Consider the following 20,716-nt stretch of genomic DNA (forward strand, 5'->3'; position numbering starts at 1 on the left):
CTTCTTGCTAGTAACAATCGTTTCTAATCATCATAAACCGTGAACCGCAACCCCTTAGGGAAGAAATTCTTCACGGTCTGACCCACGACTTTCCCAAACCCAACTGGCTGGTGATCACAGGTCAACAGGTACCACCCCTTGGCCGGTGCCGTGGCTAACGTCAACGTTTCACCGTGAACCCAAGCGCGCCACTGCTCATCAGTGATAGCCAGTGCCTGGCTCGCTGGCTCATCCGCACTAGCTAAGGCTAAGGCGTAGGCTGGCTCAAACCGATTCTTCTTAAACGTGCCCAGATGTAACCCTGGCCGAAAGAGATGGGCCTTCTTTAAGTCGGGCAACTCGTCGGGGACAGCAAAGAGCTGATCCTTAACGGTAATCAGTTGCCCGGCAACCGCATGTCCCAGCACGGCCTGCGCAAAGTCCTGCCACAGTTTTCGCTGGTCGCTAGTTAACGGTGTCCCTAATTTAGCCTGTCGCCGTGGCGGCTGTGCCTCGCCGGCATCACGTTGCAACTTTGCAACAAAGTGGCCTTCCCCTTGCATCAGGTGCGGGAATAATCGGGCTGCCTTGGCGAGTTCTGGATTACCATCTGCCCATTCCGGCCGAGCATCCACGACCCCCCCAGCCTTAGTAACGGGAACTAAATGAAAGTCAGGGAATGTTTTCAGAACCCACGCCATCATTTGTTCATCTTCCTCAGGGGCAAACGTGCAGGTCGAATAGATCAGTTGTCCTCCCGGCTTCACCATTTTAACGGCTTCCGTCAGGATTTCCCGTTGGCGCGTCGCACAGTCGGCAACGTAATCTAATGACCAGTAAGACATCGCGTCTGGATCTTTCCGAAACATGCCCTCACCAGAACATGGTGCATCAACCAGGACCTTATCAAAGTAATCGGGAAAGACGGGACTGAGGCGGTCGGGCGAATCGTTTAAGATGATGGCCGCCTTGACGCCGAACCGTTCTACATTTTCAGCTAGAACCTTTACCCGTTTCCGATTGATCTCGTTAGTGACCAGCAAGCCGGTCCCGCGCAGGTAACTGGCCAGATGCGTTGTCTTCCCACCCGGTGCCGCACAGAGGTCCAAGACCCGTTCACCAGCTTGTGGTGCAGCCGTGGCTCCGACGAACATTGCACTCGGTTCCTGGCTATAAACGGCGCCACTTTGGTGCATCAGGCTTCGTCCACTGACCGTTCCGTAATGGCCAAATTTCGCATAAGGCACCGCCGGCGTCTCCGTTATGGTTGCTGGTAAATCATGATGGGCGGGATTGACCCGATAGCCAGCAGTACTGGGCGTATCAAAACTGGCCAAAAAATCATCCGCTTCTGCCCCTAATAAGCGTCGATACTTGGTTATAAAGTCATCAGGTAAATTCACCGTTATTCCTCCATCTTGTTAGTTACAATTAATTATTTGTATCTTACATTTATAGCGAGTTATCCCCGTTTTGCCTCGTTTATTATACGCGTTTTTATAAGGAGTCTCTACCCGGTAAAGGGGAATAGTCGCATTTTCACCGTAACTATGGTAAATTATACAGGCTAGCTTCTTTTCAGAAAACTTAAACCATAAATAAAATTGTGAGGTGTTCTCTATGGAACGAAAATTAATTGCCATCGATCTGGATGGGACGACCCTGAACTCGGCCGCCCAACTCTCTCCTAAAACCAAAGCGGTGTTGGCTCAAGCTCGACAAGCTGGTCACATTGTCAGTATTGTAACGGGGCGACCCAACCGAATTTCCGAAGGTATTTACGACGAGTTGAACCTGGACGGGCCGATGATTAATTTCAACGGTAGCCTGGGGCACATCCCCCACCATCACTGGCAAGACGAATACCAATACACCATCAATAAGGAAGTTGCGTACGACCTCCTGCAACACCGTGAGGAACTTGGTATCGACATGATTGCGGCGGAAGGTAAGCATATGTTCCTTGCCGTCCGTGACCACCCCGTCGAAGTCGGCTTCTTCCCACCTGTTCTGCAGAGCAATCAGATTCTTAATCAAAAAACATTGCAGGAAAACCCCACCAGTTTGACGGTTGCCGTTGAACGCAGCCATCAAGAACACTTGTTGAGCTACCTCAAGCACAACTTCGGCGATATTGTCGATGCAGCGCCTTGGGGTGGTCCAAATTCCGTCGTTGAACTTGGCGTCAAGGGCGTGCAAAAGGCCACCGGGGTTGAGGTCCTCGCCCACCATTTCCACGTCGAACGTAAAAATATCGTGGCCTTTGGGGACGAGCATAATGACTCCGCTATGATCGACTATGCCGGTTGGGGCGTTGCCATGCAAAACGCTACGCCAACCATCAAAGGGTTAGCTAACGATATTACGCCGTTGGACAATGACCATGACGGCTTGGCTAGTTACCTGCAAGATTATTTGAAATTAGCTGAATAAACGACGAATGCCGATAGCCCTCAGGAAACTTGAGGATTATCGGCATTTTTTTCAGATTAATTTTCCTGCTGCAGGTAAGTGACAAACAGTTTCTGGTACAGCATCGTAAAGTCTAAGAACATCTTTCGATCAACATATTCATCGATTTGGTGGGCAGATTCATTACCAGGACCAAAGACGACAAATGGGAACTCGTGACCCTTTTTCTTCAATAAGTTTGACGCATCCGTCACAGCCGGTAACGCAAGTTTAGAAATTGGTTCCCCGGCGAAGGACTCGCCAACGCTAGCGGCCAAGTTACTCAAAGGCGTATCTTGTGGTTCTTCCACTGGCCATTGGGACATGAAAACGTCCATGGTCACCTGGGCCCCCTGATCATTCTGCTGATCAACCAGATTTTGGAGTGTCGCGATGACGGCAGCGTTATCAAATTCAGGAATCGTCCGCACGTTCATTTCGGCCGTAGCGGTCGCGGGAATCGAATTGACCTGTTCGCCACCATGGATAACGGTCGTATTAAAGGTTAACTGACCCAGTAAGTCATTGGCTCGGTCGCTGTCCCGAAAAGCCGTATTGGCTTGCGTTAAGATGGCCAGCAATGGATCAATGGCATTAGCACCTAGCTCTGGCATCGAACTGTGTGCCGCCTGACCTTGAGACGACAGCCGAATGTCCATGGATCCCTTGTGCGCGTAAAAAATATGATAGCCGGTGGGCTCACCGATCAGTAGCGCATCAACATCGTCCATGGCGCCCTGCTCAAAGAACGCAGCCGACCCAAGCTCACCAACTTCTTCCCCCACAGTCGCCATGAGTCGAATCCGGCCATGCTGCGGTTGACCTGCCGCATGCAATTCGATCAAGGCAATCACCAGGGCGGCTAATCCGGACTTCATGTCGTTGGCGCCCCGACCATATAACCGACCATCACGTTCAGTCAGCTTAAAAGGATCACTGTGCCACTGATCTGTGTCGCCTGGATCCACGACATCTAGATGGCCGGAAACACCTAAAACGGGGTCTCCTTGACCAATTTCAGCGAGCAAATTGGTTCGTCCCTCACTGAGGGGAATTAGTTTCGCCTGAATATGGTGTTGTCCCAACAACTTTTGCAAGTATTGGGCCACCTCAATTTCGTTACCGTTGACCGAATGAATCGCCACTAAATCACGTAATAGCTCAACTTTCTGCTGATCCGTAAAGACTGCCATCATTGATTCCTCCTTTTAGGACATAGTATACTGCAGTTTGTAAGGGGCTTCACGTATCATCCCTATATATATCATTAGTATCCGCCAAATACCTTACCTTCAATTCGCCCACTCTACTTACTCGTAAAGGAGATTTTGTCAATGACCCGAATTCAAGCTTACGACAATCCACAGCTTCCCACTTTGCTCATGTCACTGCACCCCCAACCAACAGCAGATATTCTGGCTGGACGTAAGATTATCGAATACCGCCGGCGGTTCTTCCAACACCCATTCCAAGCCTTCGTCTACACGACCGGCCCAGCTGGTGGCTTACAGCTATTCTTAACCTTTGATTCCCCCATCACCCGGCCAACCCCAGACCTGATTCAGATTGGGGCGCGACTTCAGGGCGACCCGGCAACTAATCTGACCACCTATCTGGCCGACCAAGGCGTGGCGTTACCCATTAAGGCTGTGGCTACCTTCCCCCAACTCTCGCGCGCACAGCTTCGACAAATCGACCCTAAATTTACAGCGCCCCGTGCCTACTTTTTCCTGAATAAGCCAAATCAACATGACCTACTGACCCATCTTCTCCAGCAGCCCTGTCTCAGTTACCACGAGATTGACTGGCAACCCAAATACGCGGCAATTCAAGACCTGCTGGCCAAATAAACTTTAGTCCCAACGCAAACGGAACACGGTCAGCTTCAATACAGTCCTAATAAAAAATCCCCTAGCATGTGCTAAGGGATTTTTGTCAGTTACACTTGAGTTATTCTTGATGGAAGGCCTGCGTTGCCTTGATGGCCGCTTGCCAGCCGGCGTAACAGTGCTGGCGCTTCGCTTCATCCATCTGCGGAATGAATTCGTCACGCGACTCGTGCATCTGCCGAATCGTTGCCATGTCGGGCCAGAAACCAACGGCGAGGCCGGCGAGGTAAGCCGCACCCAAGGCCGTTGTTTCGTTGATGGCTGCCCGTTTGATCGGTGTGTTCAAGATATCAGCTTGGAACTGCATTAAGAAATTGTTGTTGGCAGCGCCCCCGTCAACACTCAGCGATTGTAAGTCCAGCCCGGTCTCTTCGGTCATGGTATCGACCACGTCTCGCGTCTGGTAGGCAATTGCTTCGATTGTGGCCCGAATGAACTGCTCACGCGTCGTTCCACGGGTCAGTCCAAAGACAGCGCCCCGCGTCTCCTGGTTCCAGTACGGTGCACCCAGCCCGGTAAAGGCGGGCACCACGTAGACGTCACCGGTCGTTTGTGCATCAACGGCCATTTTTTCCGATTCACTGGCATGCTCGAAGAAACGCATCCCGTCACGTAACCACTGGACGGCGGAACCAGCCACGAAGATTGATCCTTCCAACGCATAGGTTACCTTATTATTGAGGCCATAGGCAATCGTGGTCAGCAATCCATTATGGGATAACGTAGGTTCTTCACCGGTATTCATCACGATAAAGGCCCCAGTCCCGTAGGTATTCTTGATCATCCCTTTGTCAAAGGCCGTCTGTCCAAACAAGGCGGCCTGTTGGTCACCAGCAATGCCGGCAATTGGTACTTGAACCCCGGAGAACGTGTAACCCGCGGTGTAGCCGTAAATTTCGGATGAGGAATGCACTTCTGGCAACAAGGCGGCTGGAATATTCAACCAGTCCAGAATATCGTGATCCCATTTTAAATCATGAATGTTGTACAGCATGGTCCGGCTGGCATTAGTGTAGTCGGTCGCGTGAACTCGGCCACCCGTCAGCTTCCAGAGAATCCAAGTGTCGATGGTCCCAAAGAGCAATTCGCCCTGTTCTGCGCGTTCTTGGGCCCCCGGCACGTGATCCAAGATCCAGCGAATCTTGGTTGCGGAGAAGTAGGAGTCAATGACCAACCCGGTCTTCTCGTGAATGGCATCCGCGTAGCCATCGGCCTTTAATTGATCGGCAATCTCACTAGTCTGCTTGGATTGCCAAACCACCGCGTGATAAATGGGTTCGCCGGTCTTCTTGTCCCAGATGATTGTGGTTTCCCGTTGATTGGTAATTCCGATTCCCCGAACCTTGTACGGTTGAACATCCGAATCAATCAGGGCATCGGAAATGACGGATTGCACCGCGTTCCAAATTTCGTTGGCGTCATGTTCGACCCAACCTGGTTGCGGGAAATACTGGTGAAACTCCCGTTGTGCCTGTCCCGCAATTTGGCCGTGCCGGTCGAATAAAATAGCCCGGGTACTCGTCGTCCCTTCGTCAATTGCCATCATGTATTGTTGATCATTCATCGTTCGACTCTCCATTCATTCGTTCGTTAGCAACGGCCACATTCTGCCGTGATGTCGCACTTGTTACTAGTATACCTAAAAGTGACGGCTACGCCAATTCTTTTTATAAATGAAACCGCCACCAACGGCGAAATAGTCGGGTTGGTGGCGGTTTATAAGTTTTTCTGTAAAATTTACTTTTCGTCGCTCTTCAAAACGCCGGCCACACCGTAACGGTTGGGTTGCATTTCGCGTAAGATGACGTGGACGTGTTCAGCTGGGGCACCCGTATTCTTGGTCACTGCAGCGGTCACGTCTTGGACTAAGGCTTTGAGTTGGTCTTGTGAACGACCAGCGATTAAATCAATGTTGACAATTGGCATTTAAATTCGATCCCTTCTCTATGTGAATAGTGTTATTATACCGGTTCCTACCAGTTGGGGCAATTCCCCTACCTATTTTTGTTCAGTGGTTTGCTTCAACTTCAACTGTTCCCGCTCATTATAGAAGTTTCCTTCAATGTCCACGGTGCTGACCAAGTTCACGAAGGCATTAGGGTCGATACTCTTGACCGCGTGTTCTAATGCATAAAGTTCATACCGCGAAATAACGGTCATCAGAACCACACTGTCCTTGCGGGTATACGCACCAAATGAGGGCATCACCGTAATCCCACGAATCAACGTCTTATTTAACTCACTGATCACGGCATCCTGCTGTGTCGTGACGATAAAGGCCGTCAGCTTTTGATGACCGGTGTGAATGCTATCAACTACCCGCGACATTGCATAAATTGAAATGATCGTGTATAAAGCACTCGGCCAGCCAAATAAGAAACCTGCCAAGATGACGATGCTAAAATTAATCATCATCATGAGCGTGCCAATCGTTCTCCCAGTCGTCTGTTCAAGAACCACGGCAATGATATCCATTCCGCCGGTCGAAAACCCATTTTTCAGCGGGTAAGCCACCCCAACACCAGTCAGAATCCCGCCAAACAGTGCTGCCAGCAACGGGTTATTCGAGATGTTATTGACCGGAATCACAATGGCTAAGATGGATGTCAAAACCGCCACGAAAATCGAATAGATCGTAAAGCCGCGGCCAACCTTGAACCACCCTAAAATCCCGATGGGAACGTTAAACAGGAGGATAAACCACCCGGTACTCAGGTGAATGCCGCCCATCTGTAGCAGCGTCGCGATAATCTGTGAGATACCGTTAATGCCGGCACTAAAAATCTTCCCTGGTACCAAGAATTCGTTTAGGGCGAGCGCCGTAATGGCCGCCGACCCAATCATAATTAGGAGGTGTTTTCCCACCTCACGCTTATTTTCTAACATAATTCTCATTTTTCGCCTCTTTCTCGAATAATCCGCTTTCATCATTTAACCACATCGGACCACCGATGACTAGCGGAAGTACACGACTGGCGTTCATTTTATCTGTGACCTTGTTAGCTAAGGATACACTATTTTCCGCATAATGATGTATAAATATTTACTTTTATGAGAATAATAAACAAAATAATTAAAGTTGTCCCGAAATGAGTTCGCCATTCCAGCAAACATGCTAGAATGGAAGTTGTAATTTTATTCAAAAAATGAGAAAGGAGTGCTCCCATGAACTATTCCGCTTGTACAAGCATTTTAATTGGGGCCAAGGCCACCATGGATGGTTCGGTCATCATCGGCCGCAACGAAGATGCCAAGGCTGCTTGGCCCAAACATTTTGTTGTTCACCCTGCTCAAACAGCCACCACCCCGCAACAATTCGTCAGCACCGACAACGGCTTTACCATGCCCTTGCCCGCGCACGCTGCGAAATATACGGCGACCCCTGAATGGACCGACAAGTACGGTCTGTTCGAGGAAGACGGGTTCAACGAATATGGCGTGGCGATGAGCGCAACTGAAAGTACCTATTCTAATGAACGGGTATTAGGTGCCGATCCTTTAGTCAAGGCTGGTATCGGTGAAGAAGCCATGGTCACCGTCGTCTTGCCTTACGTGAAGACTGCGCGTGAAGGGGTTGCGCGGCTTGGCCAACTCGTCGAACTGTACGGAACTAGCGAGTCTAACGGCATTCTCTTTGCCGACCAACAGGAAGCTTGGTACCTAGAAACTGGTGCTGGCCACTATTGGGTCGCCCAACGGATTCCGGACAATGGCTACGCCGTGATTGCGAATCAGATGGCCATTCAAGCCGTTGATTTCAACGATCCGACTAACTTCATGTTCGCTCGTCATTTACAAGAATTCGTTGCCGATAATCATTTGAACCCGCACAGCGATCGGTTCATTTGGCGGGAAATTTTTGGCACTCAGGATCAATCCGACCTCTACTACAACACCCCACGGGTCTGGTACGGGCAGCATGTGTTGACGCCTGACGTCCATCAGGAACCCCAATCCTTCACGCTACCATTTATTCAGTACGCCGACCATTTATTGGCTGTGGATGACGCCCAAGCCTTCTTGAGCAGTCACTTCGAGGAAACGCCATATGACCCTGTCGGTGCGGGCACGGACGAACAAAAACACCGTTTCCGGCCAATTAGTCTGGCTAAGACTCAAGAATCACACGTCTTGCAGCTCCGGCCAAACATGGACCCCGCATTAGCCGGCATTCAGTGGCTAGCGATGGGGGTCGCCGCGCAAAGTGTCTACGTTCCCTTCTATGCTGGTATCGATGAAACGCCCGCTGCCTATCATTTGGGCGCTGCCACTTACGATGCAGAATCGGCCTATTGGGTCTACAAATTAGTCAGTGTCTTATTAGATGCGCACTACCACGAAGCTTGGCCAGTTGTGAGCGCCGTGCAAAAGGAATTGCGGATTGCCTTTAAACAGTCTATCCAGCACACAGATGCGGTGGCTGCACAATTGACGGGACCAGAACTTAGCCATTATTTAACACAACAAGCCACCGCAAACGCTGCATTGGGAATTCGGCGTTACCGCGAGTTGGCAGCAACTTTGATTACACAGGCCACCGATCTTGGACCTTTAAATTATCAACAAGACCTCAATTTATAATCAACGGTGAATGACTTCACCAATAAATGGGAGATAAAACAATGGAAAACCAGAAAAAGATTAAACTATTCAGTTTAATCTTGATGATCTTTACGGCCATTTACGGCTTCGCCAACACGACGGTCGCCTATGACCAAATGGGATATGCAAGTATCATTTGGTACGTTCTCGCTGCCTTATTATTCTTCTTGCCTAGTGCCATGATGCTAGCAGAATACGGGTCAGCTTTTAAAGAGGCTAAGGGGGGCATTTACTCCTGGTTAGCCGGTTCAATCGGTGAAAAATGGGCCTTCATTGGGACTTTTATCTGGCTATCATCCTGGATTATCTGGATGTTATCGACCTCAACGAAAGTTTGGATTCCACTTTCCACTTTAATTTCCGGAAGCGATCAAACACAGACCTGGTCAATCTTAGGGTTGAGTTCAACCCAAACGGTTGGGTTACTCGGGATCTTCTGGATCTTGGCTGTCACGTTCTTTGCAACGCGCGGTGTGAGCTCTATTGCTAAGATTTCTTCATTGGGCGGAATCTTCGTGATGTTCCTGACGGCGCTGTTCTTCGTCGCCAGCATTGTGATTGTCATCCTAAACCACGGTCAATTAGCAGAGCCTATCAACGGGATTCACAGCTTTATCGCCTCACCTAATCCCCAGTTCTCGTCACCAATGGCGCTGATGTCCTTCGTGACGTACGCGGTCTTTGCTTACGCCGGTATGGAATCCATGGGTGGAATTACGGACAGTATGGACAAACCCGAAAAGACTTTCCCCAAGGGACTGATCATTTCGACGATTGCGATCACCATCATGTACTCCCTGTCGATTTTCCTATGGGGAATCAGCACCAATTGGAGTAGCGTCTTAGGTAAGAACCAAGTCAACTTAGGTAATATTACTTATGTTTTGATGAACAACTTGGGATTGGTCTTAGGAAAAGCCATGGGCTTAAGTGCCGTGACTTCCGCAACGATTGGTCACTGGTTAGCTCGGCTAACTGGATTGAGTATGTTCATGGCCTACTTGGGGTCCTTCTTTGTGCTGGTTTACTCCCCATTAAAGTCCTTCATCTTGGGTTCCTCACCAAAACTATGGCCTAAGAAGATGACGAAGTTAAATAAAGTTGGGATGCCAGCCTACTCCATGTGGCTACAAGCCATCGTGGTCGCTGCCTTCATCTTCTTGGTTGCCTTTGGGGGTTCCGCAGCTAATAAATTCTATCTGATCTTAACTGATATGGGGAACGTTTCCACCTCCTTCCCTTACCTGTTCTTGATCGGTGCATTTCCATTCTTTAAACGTCGTCAAGACTTGGAACGGCCATTTGTCGTTTACAAGAATCGGGCGTTCACGAATACGGTGGTAACAGTTGTCTTAGTCATCCTGATTGGTGGGATTGGGTTCACCTGCCTAGAACCAATTATGGAACACGACTACATGACCGCCTTCTGGACGATTATCGGCCCAATTTTCTTCGGGGCCGTTGCTTGGATCTTCTACCACAACGCGCAAAAGCGTTCGGCTGAAGAAGTCGCTTCTAACGAAAATTAGGTTTATTTGTTAAATTAGTCAGTTACAGATTAAGAGGAAGCCTGAATTTTGGGGCTTCCTTTTTTTGTTAGCCAGACAGCAGAAATACCCCAGTCCGCCATACGTTGATGGTGGTGCTGGGGTATTTCTATTTTTTATCGTTGCCGGCGTAACGTCCGATCCGGCTGCTGACCAATAAACAGTGGCACCTTTTCTTCGACCACATCGCTAAATTCCAATCCATACCAGCGCTGGGGAGACAACGTGATTCGCTGCAATAAGAGCCGACCGCCAATCAGTAAGCGATCCAATGGCGGCAAGTCGCCCTGAACACCGAGGTCTTGAAACTGCTGATTCAACATAACGAATTTAAAATTACCAACGCGGCGGGCTGGTATGCTGGAATAGCGCGGTGTCTGGTCGACCAATACGCCCTCATTTAACAGGTCATTGACGATCTGCCGCAAATAGACGTTCAGACGCTGTGGCTTTTTGAACCCCAGATAGAGTTGCACATCCATCACGTTGCTAGTCCCCAGTGTGTTTACCGTGTAGGCGCACTCATTGGGCGTGTCCGTCTCATTGACCGTGACGAACCAGTAGACCCGGGCACGCTTCGGCTGCTGATCCAAGATGGAGTAGATGACGGCCCGCTTGATCTGGTAATTGCTGGAGACTGGCGTGATGTAGACCAAGTTTGTCGCAAACGTTGGCACCTGATCATCGTCACTCAATCGTTCCAGCTGCGGCACAAAGTCCAACAGCGAGACATCCTCGGTTGCCTCCAAGTGCGCATCACGGCGGCGATTACCTGCGTACCAGAAGACCATGACTGTCAAAATAACTAATGTGATCAACAGGGTCACATACCCACCGTGCACAAATTTTGCCAGACTGGCTAGCAAGAATAGACCTTCCAGCAGACCAAAACTAATCACATAGAGCCAGGCTAAGCGTTGATGGTGGCGTTGAATCAGAAAGGCATGCAGCAGCAACGTTGTCATCAACATGGTCACCGTAATTGCCAAACCGTAAGCTGCCTCCATGTTGCTCGACGTCCGAAAATACCAAACGATGCTCAATGTTACCACGCACAGTAACCAGTTAACGGTTGTAATGTAAAGCTGGCTCTTGACGTTTCCAGGAAATTTAATGCGCAGTCGGGGCAACAATTTCAGCCCCATGGCTTCGTGAACCAGCGTGTACGACCCGGTGATCAGCGCCTGTGAGGCAATAATGGCAGCAATCGTCGCAATCAAAATGGCAAACCACTGCCAACTTGCTGGAACCATGGCATAGAATGGATTCACCGGATGCGTAGTGGCTAGCTGGGCACTGTGGCGGACCACCCAGGCACCTTGCCCCAGGTAGCTGAGCATGAGCATGGCGTAAACGAACGGCCAGGTGCCGTAGATGTTGGGGCGACCGACCTGTCCCATGTCCGAATACAACGCCTCAGCCCCCGTCGTTGCCAGAAAGATACTTCCCAGAATAAAGATGCCCTGATGATTGATTGGACTAAAGAGAAATTGCACCGCATAAAGTGGTGATAATGCCCGTAGCATTCCCGGAACGCGGACCAGGTTGATGAGACCCACAAGACCAATAAAACCAAACCACAACAGCATCAACGGACCAAACGACCGGCCGACACGCTCCGTCCCAAATCGTTGAATTAAAAAAAGGCCCAGGAGAATACCCGTAACGACCAACAGAACCCAACTTTGCGCACTGCTAAAGTGAACGGGGCCCAAAGTTTGCCCCTTTAACCCCTCAATCGCCGAAGTCACCGTCACTGCTGGCGTCAATGTGCCATCAGCAAGGAGCGCTGCACCACCAATCAGTGCTGGTACAATCAACCAATTGGCGTGTGGTCGTACTAATGCATACAAGGCAAAAATGCCACCCTCATTACGGTTATCGGCACGCATGGCCAATAGAATATATTTCACGGTCGTAATCAGCATCAACGTCCAAAAAATCAACGAGATACTGCCCAACATGATCGGTGTCGCCGCTAACGTTTGTCGTCCCGTTTGGTCAATAATGGCGTTCATGACGTACAGCGGTGACGTCCCAATATCCCCGTACACAATCCCCAATGTGATCAACATCCCCACACCAGACAATGCCCGCGTCGTGGTTCTCATAAGTCTAGCCCCCATCCCTTACTACTGGAGACCATCATAGGCATTTTCCACCAAAACCCCAACTAACCACCCGTGATTGAGTAAGTCACTAACCGAATTAGCGGATAAGGCGAAAAATAGTGCCTGCTGTTTTTGTGGCAGACACTACCTAGGGTTGAAGAAACAAAATGATTTTTTAACTGCATATCTGGAAGGAACACCCAGCTACGATTTGAGCCATCAATTTGATTTTGAAGTCACCCTCACACCTGTGAGGAATACATATTACAATTGAGCAGCAACGACAATGGTTGAGGATCACCCCCACACCTGTGGGGAATACACTAAAGAAACGCCGTCACAACAGGGTTCTACTTTTCAGAATAGTCCATTTTTATTTAACTTGCTTCTTTAGCATACCTCAGCAATTTCAAATTAACAATCTTTAAAATATCACCCATAAACTAAATTAGAGGAATAATGTATTTACTGTAAACAATTCTATTAAAACCAACGTTTCATCCTGAATAATGTCAAAAGTCTTCCCTTCTCCCGCATAAAAAAATGGCCCCCCGTTCCTCTGAACGGGCGGACCATTTTAAAATCTAAGAAACTCCGGCTTGCTAACCAATCTCTCTGAATCACGTTATTAGCATCTCTTAAACTCTAATAGATAACTATACACGATGATTATTCATTTGTCAAAGGTTATTTTAATTACTACGCAACTTTCAGACTTTGTGCGCCTAGTTCCTTGAATGAATTTTGCTTACCACTACCTATTGTTAACGCTCTGAAAACTACTTTCCGGTGCCAGAAAGACACCATATGTCCACATATAGAGATTCTCCGGATCAGTATTCGGATTGCTGCCATTGATTGGACTTGAGTCCGCTACGTTGATGCCAATGTACCAGCCATTGAACGATGCTCGCTTGGCCGCCGTCATGCCGTCATTATCCATAGCTTGTTTAATCACCTTAATGCGTTGGCTGACTGGCTGATTCTGTGTCGTGGCAAATGCTTTTGATCTGGCACTCAAAAGCCAATACTGCGTTGCGGCGGGGTCAATCACGCCATTTTGAACGTAGAAGTTTTTCAATGACTTCACCGAAATCTTATCCATCTCTGTCATTGGCTTTGATTTTAAAATATCGGTCTGGTCGCAATTGGCAACATGTTGGGACAACCACAAGTTGACTTTAGTTCCTGGGAAAAGCGTCCAGACCGCCTTGGCTAACCGATATTGTGACTCTGTTTGAATAGCATTGGCATAGCCAGCAGACGTCTTTGCATTTTGCAAGGTGACACTGTTGTCGGCAACCGCACTTGTCTTTTTACTAGTCGCGTCGACCTTTGAACTTGTCGGCTTTAAATATCCCCGCCAAATCCAGCCTTGTTGGGTACCATCTGCGCTCTTAACGTGGTAGTAAATTGCCGAATTTCCCTTGTTCTTTTGATACAATTTCTCATGCGCATCCGTGTACCATACCATCTGAGCAGTCGCCTGATTACTCCCGTAACGCACGCCTAAATGTTGCGAATACCGAGCCCCCGTTGTTGCCGTGTAGGCATGTTGCCCCATACTTTTACGCCACACTAACCGAACCGAATTAGATCTAGTCGCTGAATACTGGCTATTAGCCGATGCTGCAATAGGTATACTCCCCAACATAGCAACACCAACACCCATAGCAATTAGTCCTTGAACAAATTTAATCTTTTTCATGGTGGTCAACTCCCCTATCTCCACCCAGAATATCACTATTCACCAATGCTTACCATAACATTCAGTTTAACCTATCCTGAAAAATTCTGGCCGAAGTGGCGTTGCAACTTTTTCTCAACTAACCTTTAGCTGCCAATCTAGACCATCCGTCAAACAAGCGCACCGAACTTACCAAGTCACCAATCGCATCTGTCAACTTCACGATGACCTATACTCAGCCCCAATCGAATCACAAGGAGTCCTGTCTATGAACCACATCTTCTATATTCTGCTAGCCGGTGAAACGGTGTCCGACCTGGGTGACAATCTATTTGGTATCGCCATCGATTGGTATCTTTACAGTCTGACCAAGAGTTCGTTTTTAGTCGGCATCATTTCGGGGGCTTTTAGCCTACTAGTCCTGATGAGCTTAGTGACCGGCTTTGTCGCGGATAAATACGTCAAAACTCAGGTCATGCGGCTAGTCGATACTTTTCAAATTATCATTATGGTCACCGCCGCTGTCATTTACGGCCACCGTACCATCACCCTAATACCGTTCATTTTGATATTATTTTTCACTCGAATCGTCGGCACCTTCTTTGGTCCCGCTGAAAACACTTTAATTCCGCAAATCGTAGCTAAGGAAGCCCTCGCCAAAGCCAACGGACTTAATCAAGGGTTCGGCATGATTTCTGAAATGATTGGTCTCCTGGTCGGCAGCACCCTCATCGTCTGGCTCTCCCTTGCGGACTTCATGTGGGTCAATGCCCTCACCTTTGGCGTCTCACTGATTTGCGTTTCAATTGTTCACCATCAACATCACGAGGTGCTGACCCCGCCAGCTGCCGATGACTCGGACCGCTGGTATACCGGCATGCAATACATCAAACGGACTCCACTGCTACGGGCGATTATTTCTCTGGCATTGGTCATCAATCTCGCGCTGGGTCCCATTATGAGCCTAAACGTTGTCTGGGTCCGTCAAAACCTTCACAGTACCAGCACCGTTTACGGCATCATGCAGATTGCCCTTATGATCGGCGTTATTCTGGGCAACATCGCAGCGGCGGCTCTAAAAATTCCTTTAAAGCAAAAAATGATCTTGTCACTAAGCGTCGTTAGCTTCGCCGTTATCGCCATGGTTTGGTTGCCAAATGTGCTCATGACCCTAGCTATGCGGCTTCTCATCGGGCTCGGTGCCGGCACCATCAATGTCGCGGTCTTTACCCTGCTTCAAACCACGACCCCCAAGAATATTCTGGGCCGGGTCAACGGCGCGATGTTGGCTGGAACAAATCTTGCTCTGCCACTGGGGATGGTTCTGGGCGGTGTCTTTTCAGCTCGCCTCGGCGTTGGTGGCGTTTATCTGCTCGGTGCGGGTTGTGCGTTACTCACACTGGCCCTGTTCTCACGGGTCAAGGTCAGCGAGCCGGATTGAGCTTTCCGCAAATTGCAGCTAAAAACAAGCAGGGTTTGGTGGCGAACACCATGGCTTGCTTGTTTTTAGCTGTGCAATGAAGTGCGTCGACAGTCAATCTAGAAACATGGCGTCACTACCCAGCAACCTGTCTAACTTGTATAGGTATACGTCTTAAACTTCTTTTCAGCAAAGTCGACACATTGCCGCATGTCGATCACTCGTAGCTTGCCCTTAGGTAAATCGACACTGACCATCCCCGTACCTTGTGCCGTAAACTCACGTTCCAATTTCAGAAAATCGTAGGTCTCTAGCTCGACATTCTTAAAGGTCACCATTTTCTTTTGTGGGTGTAAAAAGTCACCCGTCTCAACTGGTGCGGTCTCTTCGATGACTTTGATGTTTCGATTGAGTCGAGTCTCGGCCAAATGTAGTGCCGTATTCGTTTCAAAGTCAGTCCCAATCAAGACTAATTTGGCGTGGAGCGCGTACAACTTGCCCAGCACCCCGTCATCGCCGAACGGAAAATCGTAAGTGGTGTCCGTCGTCAGCCATTGGGCGCGACTCCCCCACGCCGTAAAGGAATCTAGGGGGTTATCTGAGCGCGCAACATCTGGGTAGTTACGGAAGAGTTCGACCACATCGCTTTGACCGATGGCGGGTGTCAACCGTTTGCTGTAGCCCATGGTTCGGTCCCGAATCGGCTGCCAATTTTCCGCCGGTTCCGGCCCTTCCGTCCACAGCGAGGGATCCGATAGTTCCGGGGTCTGGCTGGGCATCACCACATTTCCGGATGGTCCCACTGCCTGACAAAGTGCGGTAATGACTGCCCGACCGTCCCCCGTGATCCAGTCAAAGGCTTTCAGCGACGTGTGGACCATCACGCTATCGCCCGCCACGATGCCTGCACGTTGTAGTTGTTTTAGAAAATCTTGTCTGCCGTACGGTTTACTCATAATCAGTCGTCTCCTACATTAAAATTAAATGATAAAACCTATTATAACTCTAATTTTGTTTTAAACAAATTTTGTTCCATCAGCCGTTCTTAATTGGACTCAAAAGGCCCTGTAGCCAGTTTACAGGGCCTTATAACTGCGTAACCTTACGACTTAGTCAACACCACAACGCCTTCACCTGGAAAAGTTCCTTCATTGTCATCGTCTGAACCCACCAAGTCACCGCCAATGTGCCAGCCTGCAAACTGTGCCCGATTCTTTGCAGGATACCCCGCCGCTGTCAGTGCAGCATCCACCGAAGCCACATTCTCAGGATCCTTAGCCACAAAGCTGATCACCTTAAACGCAGAAAATGGAACCTGTTCACTAGTTAAGTACTGGCCTTCCGCAGCCAAAGTCTTCGCGTCAGACTTTTTTAAATCTAGATTGTTGCGACTATCTAAAAGCTGCTGGCCAACCTGCATCGTATCGTTATTGTAAATTGTCTTTGGAAATAGCTTCATCATCTGAACCTCATCAGTCGTCACATCATCATACCTCAGCGCTAACGACCAATCCATATCGTCCACAGTCAAGTTCCGCGCCACCGCAATTGTGGGTGCTTTGATGGGTTTCAAATTCTTCCGCCAAATCCAGCCACTGTACTTGCCATCTGCAGTTTTAACGTGATAATAAATGACATTCTTCTTAATGTCCTTCTTGTAAAGTTCTTCATGTGCATCCGTGTAGAAGATGTTCGTATCCGCTTCCACGCTCCAAGTATAGAGCGTCCCAATATGTTTAGAATACATCCCACCGGTTTCAAAGGTATAGCTGTAACTCCCCATTGGCTTTCGCCATACTAGTCGAAATAAGTTTGACCGCCGCGCCGAATATTCCGGCTGAATGAACGTCGCCGACGCCGTCATTTCACTCCAGCCCAGACTGCCCAAAATAATGCCACCAATTAATAAGCCTCGAATTTTAAGATTCATCAAATCCGCCCCCTATGTTGTTCATTTTAGCCCTAGTTGAACAACAGCCATGCTAAACACCATCGAAAGTTGATTGACCTGCCCAAGTTCCCAGGCCACTCACAAATGGACTGTAATTTCACTTAATTTTTGTCTAACTGATTGTTATCATAAACAATCCATTAGACACTAATGAACGTAATCAATTAAATTCGCCCTTGAAAAATTAATCCATAACAGTATAATTTTAATTATAGATGCCAATTCTCATCTAAATTTAACGTTGGTTGCTACCTCGGAGTAGCTCAGCCTAGTGGCCAACAGTTTCAAGGAAAGAAGCGGGGAAAATGAATCGTGTTTTACGGCCAAGCCTTAAGGGTATGTTTCGAATCGGGATGGTGGACTTTTACGCCTTTCTGATTGTGGCGGTGGCCTTAATTGTGAAAGCACCAGCAAACGTGATGACGCCCATGGGAACAGTCTTAGCCATTATTTTTGCGGTGTCAACGTGCATCACCATCAGCGGCATGCTCCTTAATCACCTCTATCGCGAGCCAGAAAGCTACAGCATTCTGGTCTTGCAAGCGGCCTTTACAATTCTTTTGATTGTGGGGTTAACTGCTTAATCGCTACCAGGACCAAGTGCATTCGGCTTGGTCCTTTTTTGACGAAATCCTTAACCATCGGCAACCTAAAATGAGTCTTAGCGCAAGTCTGCCGCTAAGGCTCATTTTACGACTTATTATAATTAGTCTGGCACTACTGCGCTTCAGGTCGTCGCGCAAATGGGAGATGCCACGACGATCACCACTCAGCGAATCGCACAGCTTGCTTTACCAGCTGGTCAGTACAATCTGGTTCCCCTGCCCACCAATTTCATTCGAACGGATACTTCAATCATGTGCTTGACGACTGCGGCACCTGCTATTCAAGCGCTTACGGCCTTCTTACACAAGACCTTGGTCAAAACAGTCCACTAACTTCTAACGACTGGACCGTAGTAAAGACGCTACCTTCATCACCCCAGCCAACACGGCTAGTAGTGGTCCAAATAGGATCAGCAAAAAAGTCGCCCACAAGTGTTCAGCAAATATCAGGACTGGATTGAGAATTTCATCGGTACTCTGGGTAGTTCCGGTCGTATATTCCCACGGATTGGCGGTCACGCCATTCAGTGTCCACCGGCGCTTCACATGATTGTTGCCCATATCCTGACGATGCATGGTCAGTGCGCGATGCTTGTAGGTCTCAAACCGCTCGCCATTTTTACTATAGAGGCTTTGATACTTAGTTCGCAGTGCCGGATAACAGAGCAACCAGCTCAGAAATACCCAGCTAGTGAAGTCGGTGACGGGAATCGTCCACCCCATCCGCGTGCGCTTCAGATCCCAGGTTAGCAAAATCAGCATGATGACCACGCCTTTGAGTAGTGTTAGGAGATAGTGCCCAACTGTTCGCCACTTTGTCATGGGAAGTGCCTTCCTTCTCTAGTTAATTGCTATTTATTTTATGTCATTATATCATCGGTTTGTTATTATATCATCAAGCTTTAATTTTTACGACTCATCTAAAAAAGACCTAACCGGTGTATGTTCGGTTAGGTCTAATTGGTTCTAGTCTGTATTTAACGTTTAGCCGTGATAGCTTTCAAGATGTTTCGACTGCTGCTTCGTGCGGTAAGAGAAAACCGCAAACGAATCATTCTCACCGTACGCCTTAAGGGCTTTGATTTTCTTGCCTTTGTAGGTTTTGTTTACAATCCGATAATGGAAGCTGTTGCCATAAAAGTCACTTAACTTGGGATGCTTCTTTTCAGGCCAAAAAGTGTAGAAAAGATCACCATTAGAGGACTTTTCAGCGTAAATCCAGGAGCTTGTCCCCGTCTTTGCCTTTATTGTATGTAAGTTAAGTACCATTGTCATGCTTGAATCTGTTTCTTTCCACTTTTTGGCAGTGATATTGAGTCTGGATTTATATTCTTTGGTATACCAGGTCCCCCGATAGGCTTTCGGAAAAGTCTTCAGTGCCGTATACTTGGCCGCCGCAGCCGGTTCAGTAGGCAACGTTACCGCAATGCCACCAACAGTTGCCGCTACCAGAGTCGCTAAAAATACATTTTTGATCTTCATCTCATCATTAACCCCTAACCCTAAACTTGATTTCTTTTGGGAGATGATCTCCCCAGTCATCATTATACAAAGTTAGGACGACACAATTTGTCATTGGACCCACCAGGTCATAAAAAATTCAGCTTGTTTTTTGTCAATTACGCTATTAATTTTCAACCCCAACCTCATTAAAAAAGGACTCACCAGTCTTGCATCGCTGGTAAGTCCTTTGCGCTGGTTACCCTTCAAAATGATAAGTCAGTTCTTCTGCCGTGTATGGCCGATCGGTCCGGGCTGGTTCCAAGAAACGATCCCCAACCTTGATCCCACAGGCACGGGCTGCGGTAATTGCAAACTCGCGAAAGAACTGGAAACTCGACGAAATGATCCCGTTATCCGTAACGACTGGCTGACGGACCAAATTCTGCTTCGGAATAAACGGATTTTTCTCATACGTTTCCTCAAAGATTCCACCCGTAAACTTCGTAGCGGCTAAGAGTCCCGCCTGCGCTAATAGAATTGGTGAGCTGGACATGGCGGCAATGACTGGCCGCTTGCCCGCGGTGTTAAGCTGCGCCAAAAAGGCCACGTTTCTGGGGTCACTTAGTGGAACGTGATAGTCATCGATTCCCGGCAGGATCAGCAGATCAGCAGCCAATAAATCAGCCTGGGTAAAGTCCTGCTGTGCTAAAACGGCTAAGCCATCTTCTCCCCGATAGGCCTGCCGTTCAGCCCCCACCGTGGTCACCGTCCAATCCGCCTCAAAAGCTAGAATTTCGGTTAAGGCCGCAATTTCAAAGTTACAAAAACCAGGATATAGCATGACTAAGGCTTGTTTCATCGCCGCGCCTCCTTTTGCATCCAATTTTATCATCGAATATTAATTTTGTCATCTTTTTTTAATTTTTTTAAAAATTCATCGCCATTCGATTAACCACCGACCAAACGAACTGAAACCAGTCCAATTTTTTGATTTCTATCGCCACACCCGGCATAGTCAGCATATTGACAAG

19 protein-coding genes are annotated in these 20,716 nt (G+C 48.4%); 7 read left to right on the forward strand and 12 right to left on the reverse strand.

The features are described from left to right. Positions 1-23: 23 nt before the first annotated feature. Positions 24-1,382: an RsmB/NOP family class I SAM-dependent RNA methyltransferase gene (locus FAY32_RS03010; protein ID WP_143461993.1), complete on the reverse strand. Its 1,359-nt coding sequence runs from the start codon at positions 1,380-1,382 to the stop codon at positions 24-26. A gap of 217 nt (positions 1,383-1,599) precedes the next feature. On the opposite strand from FAY32_RS03010, the gene FAY32_RS03015 reads away from it, so the two are divergent. Then, the gene (locus tag FAY32_RS03015; protein WP_143461994.1) at positions 1,600-2,412 is read left to right on the forward strand and encodes a Cof-type HAD-IIB family hydrolase; all 813 of its coding nucleotides are present in this window, start codon (positions 1,600-1,602) and stop codon (positions 2,410-2,412) included. Between the two features lie 56 nt (positions 2,413-2,468). On the opposite strand, the gene FAY32_RS03020 is transcribed toward FAY32_RS03015, so the two are convergent. Further along, positions 2,469-3,623, reverse strand: coding sequence for an ArgE/DapE family deacylase (locus tag FAY32_RS03020; protein WP_143461995.1), 1,155 nt, complete (start codon positions 3,621-3,623; stop codon positions 2,469-2,471). A gap of 141 nt (positions 3,624-3,764) precedes the next feature. Here FAY32_RS03020 and FAY32_RS03025 point away from each other — a divergent pair, with 141 nt between their 5' ends. Next, positions 3,765-4,280 carry a hypothetical protein gene (locus FAY32_RS03025; protein WP_143461996.1) on the forward strand — a complete coding sequence of 172 codons (516 nt, stop codon included), beginning with the start codon at positions 3,765-3,767 and terminating at the stop codon, positions 4,278-4,280. 100 nt (positions 4,281-4,380) lie between these two features. On the opposite strand, the gene glpK is transcribed toward FAY32_RS03025, so the two are convergent. The 3 genes from glpK to FAY32_RS03040 form a co-directional block, all read right to left on the reverse strand. Further along, positions 4,381-5,883, reverse strand: a complete 1,503-nt coding sequence (gene glpK, locus FAY32_RS03030) for a glycerol kinase GlpK (RefSeq protein ID WP_143461997.1) — start codon at positions 5,881-5,883, stop codon at positions 4,381-4,383. 173 nt (positions 5,884-6,056) lie between these two features. Then, complete coding sequence (locus FAY32_RS03035; protein ID WP_048736130.1) at positions 6,057-6,245, reverse strand: 2-hydroxymuconate tautomerase; 189 nt, start codon at positions 6,243-6,245, stop codon at positions 6,057-6,059. Positions 6,246-6,317: 72 nt separating this feature from the next. Continuing rightward, positions 6,318-7,205 carry a YitT family protein gene (locus FAY32_RS03040; RefSeq protein ID WP_143462134.1) on the reverse strand — a complete coding sequence of 296 codons (888 nt, stop codon included), beginning with the start codon at positions 7,203-7,205 and terminating at the stop codon, positions 6,318-6,320. Positions 7,206-7,484: 279 nt separating this feature from the next. Between FAY32_RS03040 and FAY32_RS03045 the strand changes: the two genes are divergently transcribed. Then, the gene (locus FAY32_RS03045; protein ID WP_143461998.1) at positions 7,485-8,900 is read left to right on the forward strand and encodes a C69 family dipeptidase; all 1,416 of its coding nucleotides are present in this window, start codon (positions 7,485-7,487) and stop codon (positions 8,898-8,900) included. 41 nt (positions 8,901-8,941) lie between these two features. Beyond that, positions 8,942-10,450, forward strand: a complete 1,509-nt coding sequence (gene yjeM, locus FAY32_RS03050) for a glutamate/gamma-aminobutyrate family transporter YjeM (RefSeq protein WP_143462135.1) — start codon at positions 8,942-8,944, stop codon at positions 10,448-10,450. A gap of 134 nt (positions 10,451-10,584) precedes the next feature. Here yjeM and FAY32_RS03055 read toward each other — a convergent pair whose 3' ends face one another. Both FAY32_RS03055 and FAY32_RS14785 read right to left on the reverse strand, forming a co-directional pair. Beyond that, positions 10,585-12,579, reverse strand: coding sequence for a KUP/HAK/KT family potassium transporter (locus FAY32_RS03055; RefSeq protein WP_143461999.1), 1,995 nt, complete (start codon positions 12,577-12,579; stop codon positions 10,585-10,587). 754 nt (positions 12,580-13,333) lie between these two features. Then, positions 13,334-14,287 carry a hypothetical protein gene (locus FAY32_RS14785; RefSeq protein ID WP_191988138.1) on the reverse strand — a complete coding sequence of 318 codons (954 nt, stop codon included), beginning with the start codon at positions 14,285-14,287 and terminating at the stop codon, positions 13,334-13,336. 247 nt (positions 14,288-14,534) lie between these two features. Here FAY32_RS14785 and FAY32_RS03065 point away from each other — a divergent pair, with 247 nt between their 5' ends. Further along, positions 14,535-15,707 carry an MFS transporter gene (locus FAY32_RS03065; RefSeq protein ID WP_143462000.1) on the forward strand — a complete coding sequence of 391 codons (1,173 nt, stop codon included), beginning with the start codon at positions 14,535-14,537 and terminating at the stop codon, positions 15,705-15,707. A gap of 131 nt (positions 15,708-15,838) precedes the next feature. Here FAY32_RS03065 and FAY32_RS03070 read toward each other — a convergent pair whose 3' ends face one another. Then, positions 15,839-16,642, reverse strand: coding sequence for an aminoglycoside N(3)-acetyltransferase (locus FAY32_RS03070; protein ID WP_143462001.1), 804 nt, complete (start codon positions 16,640-16,642; stop codon positions 15,839-15,841). Between the two features lie 146 nt (positions 16,643-16,788). Further along, positions 16,789-17,616 (reverse strand): hypothetical protein, encoded by an 828-nt coding sequence (locus tag FAY32_RS03075; protein WP_143462002.1) that lies wholly within the window; start codon positions 17,614-17,616, stop codon positions 16,789-16,791. Between the two features lie 326 nt (positions 17,617-17,942). On the opposite strand from FAY32_RS03075, the gene FAY32_RS03080 reads away from it, so the two are divergent. Both FAY32_RS03080 and FAY32_RS03085 read left to right on the forward strand, forming a co-directional pair. Next, positions 17,943-18,221 carry a hypothetical protein gene (locus FAY32_RS03080; protein ID WP_143462003.1) on the forward strand — a complete coding sequence of 93 codons (279 nt, stop codon included), beginning with the start codon at positions 17,943-17,945 and terminating at the stop codon, positions 18,219-18,221. Between the two features lie 159 nt (positions 18,222-18,380). Further along, the gene (locus tag FAY32_RS03085; RefSeq protein ID WP_143462004.1) at positions 18,381-18,575 is read left to right on the forward strand and encodes a hypothetical protein; all 195 of its coding nucleotides are present in this window, start codon (positions 18,381-18,383) and stop codon (positions 18,573-18,575) included. Positions 18,576-18,578: 3 nt separating this feature from the next. On the opposite strand, the gene FAY32_RS03090 is transcribed toward FAY32_RS03085, so the two are convergent. The 3 genes from FAY32_RS03090 to FAY32_RS03100 form a co-directional block, all read right to left on the reverse strand. Then, positions 18,579-19,064: a hypothetical protein gene (locus FAY32_RS03090; protein WP_143462005.1), complete on the reverse strand. Its 486-nt coding sequence runs from the start codon at positions 19,062-19,064 to the stop codon at positions 18,579-18,581. A 162-nt stretch (positions 19,065-19,226) separates the two neighbouring features. Next, on the reverse strand, positions 19,227-19,724 hold the full coding sequence (locus FAY32_RS03095; protein WP_143462006.1) for a hypothetical protein: 498 nt from the start codon (positions 19,722-19,724) through the stop codon (positions 19,227-19,229). A 217-nt stretch (positions 19,725-19,941) separates the two neighbouring features. Continuing rightward, complete coding sequence (locus FAY32_RS03100; protein WP_143462007.1) at positions 19,942-20,544, reverse strand: DJ-1/PfpI family protein; 603 nt, start codon at positions 20,542-20,544, stop codon at positions 19,942-19,944. Between the last annotated feature and the right edge of the window lie 172 nt (positions 20,545-20,716).

This window comes from Levilactobacillus enshiensis (genome assembly GCF_007115095.1).
Taxonomy (GTDB): domain Bacteria; phylum Bacillota; class Bacilli; order Lactobacillales; family Lactobacillaceae; genus Levilactobacillus; species Levilactobacillus enshiensis.

Coding starts and splice junctions, on each gene's coding strand:
- FAY32_RS03015 (WP_143461994.1), top strand. CDS start 1,600: ATGGAACGAAAATTAATTGCCATCGATCTGGATGGGACGACCCTGAAC.
- yjeM (WP_143462135.1), top strand. CDS start 8,942: ATGGAAAACCAGAAAAAGATTAAACTATTCAGTTTAATCTTGATGATC.
- FAY32_RS03070 (WP_143462001.1), bottom strand. CDS start 16,642: ATGAGTAAACCGTACGGCAGACAAGATTTTCTAAAACAACTACAACGT.
- FAY32_RS03100 (WP_143462007.1), bottom strand. CDS start 20,544: ATGAAACAAGCCTTAGTCATGCTATATCCTGGTTTTTGTAACTTTGAA.
- FAY32_RS03075 (WP_143462002.1), bottom strand. CDS start 17,616: ATGAATCTTAAAATTCGAGGCTTATTAATTGGTGGCATTATTTTGGGC.
- FAY32_RS03045 (WP_143461998.1), top strand. CDS start 7,485: ATGAACTATTCCGCTTGTACAAGCATTTTAATTGGGGCCAAGGCCACC.
- FAY32_RS03090 (WP_143462005.1), bottom strand. CDS start 19,064: ATGACAAAGTGGCGAACAGTTGGGCACTATCTCCTAACACTACTCAAA.
- FAY32_RS03095 (WP_143462006.1), bottom strand. CDS start 19,724: ATGAAGATCAAAAATGTATTTTTAGCGACTCTGGTAGCGGCAACTGTT.
- FAY32_RS03085 (WP_143462004.1), top strand. CDS start 18,381: ATGGGAGATGCCACGACGATCACCACTCAGCGAATCGCACAGCTTGCT.
- FAY32_RS03040 (WP_143462134.1), bottom strand. CDS start 7,205: ATGTTAGAAAATAAGCGTGAGGTGGGAAAACACCTCCTAATTATGATT.
- FAY32_RS03020 (WP_143461995.1), bottom strand. CDS start 3,623: ATGGCAGTCTTTACGGATCAGCAGAAAGTTGAGCTATTACGTGATTTA.
- FAY32_RS03065 (WP_143462000.1), top strand. CDS start 14,535: ATGAACCACATCTTCTATATTCTGCTAGCCGGTGAAACGGTGTCCGAC.
- FAY32_RS03080 (WP_143462003.1), top strand. CDS start 17,943: ATGAATCGTGTTTTACGGCCAAGCCTTAAGGGTATGTTTCGAATCGGG.
- FAY32_RS03035 (WP_048736130.1), bottom strand. CDS start 6,245: ATGCCAATTGTCAACATTGATTTAATCGCTGGTCGTTCACAAGACCAA.
- FAY32_RS14785 (WP_191988138.1), bottom strand. CDS start 14,287: ATGAAAAAGATTAAATTTGTTCAAGGACTAATTGCTATGGGTGTTGGT.
- FAY32_RS03025 (WP_143461996.1), top strand. CDS start 3,765: ATGACCCGAATTCAAGCTTACGACAATCCACAGCTTCCCACTTTGCTC.
- FAY32_RS03055 (WP_143461999.1), bottom strand. CDS start 12,579: ATGAGAACCACGACGCGGGCATTGTCTGGTGTGGGGATGTTGATCACA.
- glpK (WP_143461997.1), bottom strand. CDS start 5,883: ATGAATGATCAACAATACATGATGGCAATTGACGAAGGGACGACGAGT.